The sequence below is a fragment of the Pseudoalteromonas sp. TAB23 genome (assembly GCF_000498075.1).
Taxonomy (GTDB): Bacteria; Pseudomonadota; Gammaproteobacteria; order Enterobacterales; family Alteromonadaceae; genus Pseudoalteromonas; species Pseudoalteromonas arctica.
This window is the reverse complement of sequence record NZ_AUTP01000227.1, coordinates 45971-55234: the sequence shown is the minus strand read 5'-3', so window position 1 is coordinate 55234 and position 9264 is coordinate 45971. Positions and strand designations below refer to the sequence as shown.

At 39.7% G+C, this 9264-nt stretch carries 8 protein-coding genes and 1 pseudogene (1 of these 9 running past the window's edge); 5 read left to right on the top strand and 4 right to left on the bottom strand.

Annotated elements, in window-relative coordinates; genetic code table 11:
- Window positions 1–528: 528 nt before the first annotated feature.
- The 3 genes from L654_RS0113455 to uvrD form a co-directional block, all read right to left on the bottom strand.
- On the bottom strand, window positions 529–1377 hold the full coding sequence (locus L654_RS0113455; protein WP_024608202.1) for a hypothetical protein: 849 nt from the start codon (window positions 1375–1377) through the stop codon (window positions 529–531).
- A gap of 102 nt (window positions 1378–1479) precedes the next feature.
- Window positions 1480–3549: a GNAT family N-acetyltransferase gene (locus tag L654_RS0113450; protein WP_024608201.1), complete on the bottom strand. Its 2070-nt coding sequence runs from the start codon at window positions 3547–3549 to the stop codon at window positions 1480–1482.
- Window positions 3527–5692 carry a DNA helicase II gene (uvrD, locus tag L654_RS0113445; protein ID WP_007586555.1) on the bottom strand — a complete coding sequence of 722 codons (2166 nt, stop codon included), beginning with the start codon at window positions 5690–5692 and terminating at the stop codon, window positions 3527–3529. The genes L654_RS0113450 and uvrD overlap by 23 nt, the downstream gene beginning before the upstream one ends.
- Before the next feature lie 302 nt (window positions 5693–5994).
- Here uvrD and L654_RS0113440 point away from each other — a divergent pair, with 302 nt between their 5' ends.
- The 3 genes from L654_RS0113440 to L654_RS0113430 all read left to right on the top strand — a co-directional run bounded on the left by L654_RS0113440 (window position 5995) and on the right by L654_RS0113430 (window position 7432).
- Window positions 5995–6219, top strand: a complete 225-nt coding sequence (locus L654_RS0113440; RefSeq protein WP_002963009.1) for a hypothetical protein — start codon at window positions 5995–5997, stop codon at window positions 6217–6219.
- 115 nt (window positions 6220–6334) lie between these two features.
- Window positions 6335–6703, top strand: a complete 369-nt coding sequence (locus L654_RS0113435) for a YacL family protein (RefSeq protein WP_024590551.1) — start codon at window positions 6335–6337, stop codon at window positions 6701–6703.
- A gap of 105 nt (window positions 6704–6808) precedes the next feature.
- Entirely contained in the window at window positions 6809–7432 is a 624-nt protein-coding gene (locus L654_RS0113430; protein WP_007586550.1) for a dUTP diphosphatase, read from the top strand.
- A 15-nt stretch (window positions 7433–7447) separates the two neighbouring features.
- Here L654_RS0113430 and yrfG read toward each other — a convergent pair whose 3' ends face one another.
- On the bottom strand, window positions 7448–8095 hold the full coding sequence (gene yrfG, locus L654_RS0113425) for a GMP/IMP nucleotidase (RefSeq protein WP_007378908.1): 648 nt from the start codon (window positions 8093–8095) through the stop codon (window positions 7448–7450).
- Between the two features lie 61 nt (window positions 8096–8156).
- Between yrfG and nudE the strand changes: the two genes are divergently transcribed.
- Window positions 8157–8732 (top strand): ADP compounds hydrolase NudE, encoded by a 576-nt coding sequence (gene nudE, locus L654_RS0113420; protein WP_024608200.1) that lies wholly within the window; start codon window positions 8157–8159, stop codon window positions 8730–8732.
- A pseudogene (gene cysQ, locus L654_RS01000000126075) lies at window positions 8725–9264 on the top strand (3'(2'),5'-bisphosphate nucleotidase CysQ); it runs 268 nt beyond the window's last position. The gene nudE and the pseudogene cysQ overlap by 8 nt, the downstream one beginning before the upstream one ends.

Below are 9264 nucleotides of genomic sequence, written 5' to 3'. Positions count from 1 at the left end.
TCCATGCCGAACTCAGTAGTGAAACGAAACAGCGCCGATGATAGTGTAGCATTTGCTATGTGAAAGTAGGACATTACCAGGCTTCAAATTGTAGAAAGCCCGGATCTAACGATTCGGGCTTTTTTACGTCTACAGAAAAGTGGAGTGTGAGTGAATAACGTACAAATCACACCCTACACTCCCATTAATATCCCTTACTTTATTCGATTACAGCTCATGAACTACTTTTAAGAAGCCCACTTAGCTCACCAGTCTCAGCAATAGCGCGATAATAAGCTGCTTGAGAAATGATAGTGCGTATTTGGACTGTGACTCTCCACTGCTGTGGGCTCTACTGCGCGCACCGATTTTACATTTTAAAAAGCTCGAATCTAACGATTCGGGCTTTTTACGTCTGCAGAAAAGCGAAATATAGAGGAGTAACGAACATTACGCACTCTAGGCCTTTCCAATTCACCTAAATATACAAGTCGAGCAGAATAGCTCCTTACTTCAGTACTAAAGTTTATAACCAAATCTAAAGACTATTTAAAATAGTCCGTAAGCTTGAGTTTCTTCACTTTCAGATTCTTCTAGTTGTGTTGGTTTAAATATTACGCTTGGATCAATTAATACACTGTGCTTTTGTGAAAGCTTGATTAATCCTCGCATCATATTTTTAGTTTGTGGGTCTAGATCAAAACCAACCTCAGTGAGCTTATCTAGTGGTTTAATGTCTTCTTTTTTATAGTCGATATTATCTTCGACTTTATCTACCAATAACCCTACGTGTGGGTTTAAGCCGTCTTTAGTGGTAAAAACAATAATAGGTTTATAGTCTAAGGTTATTTGCTCTTTAGCTGATTCGAATAAACGCTCTAGCTGAATTAGGTTACTACGCTTAATTTTTTCGAGCAGAGCTGATACTTGTTTATAATCGCTTTGATTATGAGCTGATATAGCTTCTTTTACCGTTTTTAGCAATGATTGGAAAGGTTCGTTAAGTCGAGACATTGTTAGTTTTAAGTCTTCATTATCGGTGTTGAACTCTTTGTAAAACAGAACAAAATCTTGTAGTTCTGCATCATTGCTTGAAATAGAAGCCGAGCTATTTAGCAAGTTACTTTGAAGGGTATTGAACCAGCTTAATAGTTTTTCTTGCCATGTTCTTAGTTGTTTTAGTACATGCGCATTACTTTGTTCGGTTGAGATATTATTTAAAATAATACCTAAATCAAACACAGGCGTTGGTATATCCATATAATCTTTAACACCAATAAAGCTTTTATTATTGTTGGGTAAAGTTGTTAGATTATTGTCAAAGCGCTCTGTTAATAAAATATCGAGTATTTTAAGTGAAATTGTTTTGCAGCCCACTTTAAAGTTTATTAATTCCATGCCTTTATCTTAATTTATCTGTTAATGCTTTAAGGATAGAACAAATTAAATAAATAGCTTAAAGATGGATAAGATTTAATAGAGATAGGTAACTAGGAGTTATTAGATGGCACTAGTGAGGTTTTTTATGGCACGTTTAAATTGATTCTCAAGCTGCTTTTTTCCTAATAAACCTAAGTGTTGAATCACTTTTTCATTACATTCATTTTGAAGTACTAACTTTATTAAAAGTTGTTTATCAGACTCTGTTAATTGAGACATACAAGAAGGAGACTGATTCACTACCTGGCAAAGAGTCGCAGAGATATTAAATTGAGTGAAGTTACTGTTTACAAGCAAGGCTAATCGTTCGCGAGTCTCGGGTCTTACTAACTCATCGCTAAATCCTTCAATTAAAATACTTACAAGTTGCCAATCTAGTGTTTTAAAGTGTGTTAAAAGCCCATAAAAAAAATCGTCTTTAAACTGCTTTTTCAAAGATTGAATAATTGCACTTTTGTTACTTAAGCATTTAATCACAAGCGCCGAATGTTCAGCTGTGCTTTTATCGCGTTGATAACCCAGTTTTACGGTATCAAACCCTTGGTTTTGCCAAAAATTAAGTAACTGCGCTGTTGCGCCAAAGCTTGCACCAAACCAACTACATTGGCTTTTTACTTGCGACTCGCAATAGCTAAGTAGCTTTTTACCAAAGCCCATATTGTGAGAGCTCGGATCAATCGCTATTCGTACAACGCGAGCAGACAACTGTGTTACGTAGTCATTATTAAAACTAAGATGTGAGAGGGTTTGAGCCATTAAGTGACCCTGTGGGCGACGCTCTCCGCTTATAACCTGTAGGGCAAGGTCTTCACTTAAACCACCTTCTATGGCAATTAAGCATACGCCAATTAATTGATTGTTAATTTTGCTGATGAATATTCGTTGCGATGGTGCGTCTAGTAGTTGGCGTAAATCGTTTACACTACTTTGATAGTGAGCCAATGCAAGCAGGGCAATAACTTGTTGCAGTAAAGGCTCATTGTTTACAAGGGATTGCTGAGTTATTTCGCTATGAACTGGCTGCTCTAATTGATTACTACTTAACTCTTTATATTGTGCATCGAGTGCAAGCAAGGTGCGAATGTGTTGCTCAAGTGGATCGTATTTAGCAAAACGCAGTGGCTCATCAAGCGGTACAACTTTAGAGGCTTTATAGTGCGCTTTAATATAGTTACTAAAGCGAATGGTATAACCCCTACCATTGCCCTCATACCCAACCAGTGTACTTGCAAATACTATACGAGGGTAATGAGCTAGCATTTTTAGCAATAACGGAACAGGGATTGCTGCAGCTTCATCAATGAGTAATAAATCGCACTCAGGTAGTGTGTTTAATAACGCGTCAGGTGCAACGTAGTGCAAGTTGGCGACCTGTTTATGTTCAGCGTTGTATTGAAGGCTTAACTCTTGGGCTAAATGTTTAAAGCTGCTATGGGTCGCTTTAAACTGAGTGCTGCAAATAATTACTTTTTTATCAGTTAGTTTTGCCGCGGCTAAGCCAAGTGCTGCCGACTTACCTCTACCTCTATCGGCATTAATGAGTAAAGGCCTGTTGGCACGGCCGTTAGCTACTTTTACTATTTGCTCAATACAGTTTTGCTGTGGCTCATAATCAATTTTATTATGCATTACATAGCTAGCGTTATTACTAATACAGCCATTTTTTTCACTAAAGTGAAAAGCGGGCAACGGTTTAATAATAGTCGCGAAACGTTGATTAAATATGCTGTAGTCAATGCTCTGACCGTGTGATTGCACTGTACTTAATGCTGGATCTTGCCAAGAGGCTAAATCATCTAGTTCAGGCAGTAATAAAAACAGTATACCGCCTGCTTTAACGGTGCCGGCAAGTGCTGCAAGTTTATCAGGGTGCAAACCACTAAAACCATCGTAAACAGCATGAGCAAATTCTTGCCCTAAAATTTGGTGTGTGCGAGTAGGCCAGTACGAATTTTTAATCGCGCACTGCTTGGATACAACAAGTGTATTGTTTTCATCTATTAATGAGTTAAGTATTTCATAACACCAAGCTGGGCTGCCCGTGATCAACACTAGCTGACGATGATACGCGCCAGCTAATTGTTGCTCTAACTCATTTAGGTGTGCTTTATACAGCTTGTAATCGTGCATAGGCCGTTACTAACCATTTACTGCCAAGGTCGTCAAAGTTAACTTGTACGCGAGATTGCGCGCCACTGCCTTCGTAATTAAGTACGGTACCAACACCAAACTTAGCATGCAAAACTCGTTGCCCTAAGTTAAAGCCACTGTCTTCAAATGCGGCATGGCTAACTGATGCGCTAAAACGCCCGGCGGCCGGCGGGCGAGAAACCTGTGTTTTAATACGAATTTCTTCTACGCAGTCCTCAGGTATTTCGCGTAAAAAGCGTGATGGGCTATGGTATTTTTCTTGCCCGTATAAGCGGCGACTCTCAGCATGGCTAATGTATAACTTATCCATTGCTCGTGTCATGCCTACATAACAAAGGCGGCGCTCTTCTTCTAAGCGGCCAGACTCTTCGTTACTTTGCTGAGAAGGGAACATGCCTTCTTCTACGCCCACCATAAACACTAACGGAAACTCTAATCCTTTAGCTGAGTGAAGCGTCATCATTTGTACGGCATCTTCGTGCTCTTCTGCTTGTCCTTCACCTGACTCAAGTGATGTATGTGCTAAAAAGCCTTGTAAAGGCGAGCTGTATTCTTCGTCTTCAGGAAGTTCGTACTGGTCACATGCGCTAATTAGTTCTTCTAAGTTTTCTACGCGAGCACGGCCTTTTTCACCTTTTTCAGCTTGGTACATTGCCATCAAGCCTGAGGTTTGAATTGTGTACTTGGCTTGCTCATGCAAAGTTAGATCGCTAATTTTATCTTCTATTTGTTCAACTAGTTCTACAAACTTACTTACTGCACCAGAAGCACGACCAGATAAATGCTGTTGTTCTACAATTGCTTTTGCGGCATACCAAAGCGGTAACGATTCTGCTCGTGCACAGTCGCGTATATGGCTCAATGTTTTGTCGCCAATACCGCGTGCTGGCGTATTAATTACACGCTCAAATGCGGCATCGTCTTGACGATTACCCACTAGGCGTAAGTACGACAACGCATCTTTAATTTCTTGTCGTTCGAAGAATCGCATACCACCATAAATACGGTATTTTAAGCCTTCTTGTAGCATGGCTTCCTCAAGTACACGAGATTGCGCGTTACTACGGTATAAAATTGCGGCATCTTGTAGGGCATTACCTGCATTTAACCAGCTTCGTAGTTTGCTACTTACAAAGCGTGCTTCGTCTAACTCATTAAATGCTGCATAAATAGAGATTGGCTCGCCGTCGTTACCGTCGGTCCACAAGCTTTTACCCATACGTTCTGAGTTATTTTGAATTAATGCGTTGGACGCTTTCAAAATAGTCGCGGTTGAACGGTAGTTTTGTTCAAGACGAATGGTTTCTGCGCTAAAGTCAGTTAAAAAACGTTTAATGTTTTCGATTTTAGCACCACGCCAACCATAAATGCTTTGGTCATCGTCGCCTACAATCATAATGCTGTTAGTATCGCCAGCAAGTAACTTTAACCAAGCATATTGAATGGTATTTGTATCTTGGAACTCGTCTACGAGCATATGTGCGAAGCGTTGCTGATAATGACGCAGTAACGTAGGGTTATTTTTTAACACTTCGTAGCTGCGTAGTAATATTTCAGCAAAATCAACTAGGCCCGCTCTATCACAGGCCTCTTGATAGGCGGCATAAACACGCAGCATCATTTGCTCATTAATATCGTATGCTTGAATATCTTTAGGGCGAAGTGCTTCATCTTTTTTGGCGCTTATGTACCAGCCAAATTGCTTAGCGGGCCATTTTTTATCATCAATATTCATCGATTTTAATAAGCGCTTGATCATTCTAAGCTGATCGTCAGAGTCTAAAATTTGAAAGGCTTCTGGTAAATTAGCTTCACGGTGATGAGCACGTAAAATACGATGCGATAAACCATGGAAAGTACCAATCCACATACCACCTACAGGCGCTTTTAGTGTTTCTTCAACGCGGCCACGCATTTCTTTAGCGGCTTTATTAGTAAAGGTAACTGCAAAAATACTGTAAGCGGAGGCTTGCTCAACTTGCATAAGCCACGCAATACGATGAACTAACACTCGTGTTTTACCAGACCCAGCACCTGCTAATACCAGCATGTTTTGTAGTGGGGCTGCAACGGCATCGCGTTGTTTGTCATTTAAGCCATCGAGTAATTGTGAAACGTCCATCGTTACGCCTTTTTAATCAATATTGTGGGCAGTATAACAGGTGTTTTTGTTAGGCTAAATAAAATACTGTTTTTATAAACAGCTATTTATAAAATAGTGTTCAAAACGAGTAACTTGCTAATTAACTAAGCGAATAAAAAGCGTAAACGCATAACAAAAATTGCTAATTTGACCTAAAGTTAGCAAAATTTACTAACTCTCTAAATCTAGACTAATTTAACTATTTGATTTGTAAGCTTTAATAAATTGGCATAAAGTGTGTAAGTAAATAATTATAAAATCAAATAAATACAGAGGTTAGTATGGCAGATCAAGGTTCTGGCGGTAACGTAATCGCAGCATTATGTAATATATTTTTTCCTGGTTTAGGGCAGTTAGTGCAAGGGCGTATTTTAGCGGCTATATTTTTTGCACTCGCTATTATAATAAGTTACGCACTAATTTATGTGCTTGTAGGCTTTGTACTTGTGCCTATTATCTACTTATGGTCGATCATTGACGCAGCGCGTTATAGATCGCGAAGTTAACGGTTTTAAAGTTGAGTAAAATAGCGCCATGTGGCGCTATTTTACTTTATATGTCCTGTGGTTTACGGGCGTTTACGTATATAATTACGCAATCAAAGATTTACAGGCAAACCCTATGGAATATCAATTTATTCGCGACCCTATTAGTGGGCTACGTATTAAAATAAGCAGTGAACACGCTATTATTGGTCGCTGGCTAAACGAAGAAATAGGCAAAGACAAAGTAGCCATGGTACTAGCGCTTATTGCATCGGTAAGTTCAAGCTATGAGCCGCTAACACTAAAAGGCCAAGAAATAGATTTAATATTAACGAAAGACGAAGCATTATTTGAAGCCCATGCGCTTCATCAAGACAGCGAAGACCTAATAGCGTATCAGGATGACGATTTAGCGCTTGAAGAAAATGGTTTAAGTAGTGGTTGTGGCTTTGAAGATTTCATTGATTTAATTGATTCATGGCATGAGTTTACGACGTCACGATAAACATAATTAGCACACTAATAAAAATATACAGCAATGCACAATCAGCATTTTATCTGTATTATTACACCAACGAAAATTACGCCAACCAAAACGACAGGAATTGATATGTCTGCCAATTTAAACAAGCTAGTAGTGATGCTAGAAATGCAAAACGCCATGAATACTAAAGTACATGAGCAATGGTTTACTCAAGGGTTTGAATGGTACCGCGCTATTTGGGTTGAGTGTGCTGAAATGCTAGATCATCATGGTTGGAAATGGTGGAAAAAACAAACACCAGATACTGAACAAGTTATTTTAGAGTTGGTTGATATTTTTCATTTTGGTCTATCGCTTAGAATTGACGGTGAAACTAGCTACGAAGACTTAGCAAAGCAACTTGAAACTGAGCTTAGTAATGCTCAACAAGCTGATGACTTTAAACAAACACTAGAGATATTAGCGGCGTCTGCTGTTGCTGATAAAACGTTTAATGCAGGTGCCTTTGCCGGCTGTATGGCGCAAATGGGTATGGATATTGATGATTTATATCGCGGCTACGTAGGTAAAAATACGTTAAACTTTTTCCGCCAAGATCACGGTTACAAAGATGGTAGCTATATTAAAGAATGGAACGGGCAAGAAGATAACGAGCATTTAGTTGAAGTAGTTAAAAGCCTTGATACAGAACATGCAGATTTTGCAAAGTTAGTATATCAAGGGCTAGAAGCGCGTTACCCAAAAATTTAAGTCACGTAAGTTGAGTTAAATAATCTTACGATAGTCGGTAACACTCAGGTAATCGGCTATTTCGTTATGTGGTTGTTGGCTATCAGGGTTAGCAACTGCAAGTAAGTGCTCAATGCCGTATTCTCGTGCAGCATTCAAAACCGGCACACTGTCATCTACAAACAAAGTGCGCTGCTTATTAAACCCTAAGTCTTTTTGTACTTGGTGCCACAAACTTTGTTGCTCTTTACTTACTCCATATTCATGAGTAGACACTACGCCATCTAGGTAGTTATCAATCGCTGTATGCTCAAATTTAAGCATGACACTCTCAGGGTGGGCGTTGGTAAGTAAAATTAACTCTTTGCCTGCTTTTTTAAGCTCAGTTAAAAAATGAGGTACGTCTTCGCGCATTTTAATTAAATGCTGAGACTCTCGTTTAAGCTCCATTATAGGCAAGCTTAATTGCTGCTCCCAATAATCTAAACAATACCACTGTATTTGACCGCTCACAGCTTGATAGCGTTTTAAAATATCTGCTTTAGCTGCATCTAGGCTAATGCCCCTTGCTAATGCGTGTTGCGCAGGAATAACGTTAAGCCAAAAATGACTGTCGTAATGTAAATCGAGTAATGTTCCATCCATGTCGAGCAAAACGGTATCGATTTTTGACCAATTTAACATAGGAATTTCAACTTATAAGGTTTATTATTGAACTAACTGCCATGATAGCAAATTAACGCCAATGACACAGAAAAAGCACCCAACACCACCACAAATCCTCAGTAACAATGTTGTCGCTAAAAGCCGCCTGTTTACTGTGGAGTCTTTAGAGCTAAAGTTTTCTAATAACGAAGAGCGCCAGTATGAGCGAATTCGCGGCGGNGGTGGCCGGGGAGCCGTGATGATTGTTCCGTTAAGTGCAGACAACGAATTACTACTTGTACGTGAATACTGTGCGGGCACAAACGATTACCAGTTAGGTTTTCCTAAAGGCTTAATCGATCCGGGCGAAACGCCAGAGCAAGCTGCTAACAGAGAGCTTAAAGAAGAAATTGGCTTTGGTGCTGAGTATTTTAAACCATTAAGAACAGTAACAATGGCGCCGAGTTACTTTAATGCCACTATGCATATTTTATTTGCTAAGCAATTATACCCACAAACCCTTATTGGCGACGAACCAGAGCCGCTTGTTGTTGTTAAGTGGCCATTAACTCAGTGGCAGTCATTATTAGACCAAGAAGATTTTACCGAAGCACGCAGTGTTGCAGCTTTGCTATTATTAGATAAGTATTTAGCGTCTGGAGCTGCCGATGAATAAATTAATCGAACCGTGTATTGAATTAGCTGAGCGTGCTGGCGATGCAATTATGGCCATTTATAAAAAAGGCGATATTGGCCAACAAGAGAAATCAGATAATACGCCTGTTACCAAAGCTGACTTAGCAGCAAATGACGTACTGGTTGCTGGATTAAAAGCACTTGCGCCCGATATCCCAATTATGTCGGAAGAAACACCTATACCTGCACTCGCCGACAGACAGGACTGGCAGCGNGTTATTGGTTGCTCGATCCGATGGATGGTACAGGCGAATTTATTTTAGAAAGTGGCGACTTTGCAGTAAACATTGCATTGATTGAAAATAATCATCCTGTGCTTGGCGTTATTCATTGGCCTGCAAAAGGTGTGACTTATTTTGCTACAGCTAAAAATGGTGCCTTTAAACGTGAAAACTCAATTGATAAGCAAATATCTGTAGCGCCGCCAGAGAGCTTGACGCTTGCAGTGAGCCGCCGCCAAAAAATAGAAGCGGTGAGTCAGTATTTAAATAGTCAGTTTACAACTATTGCTA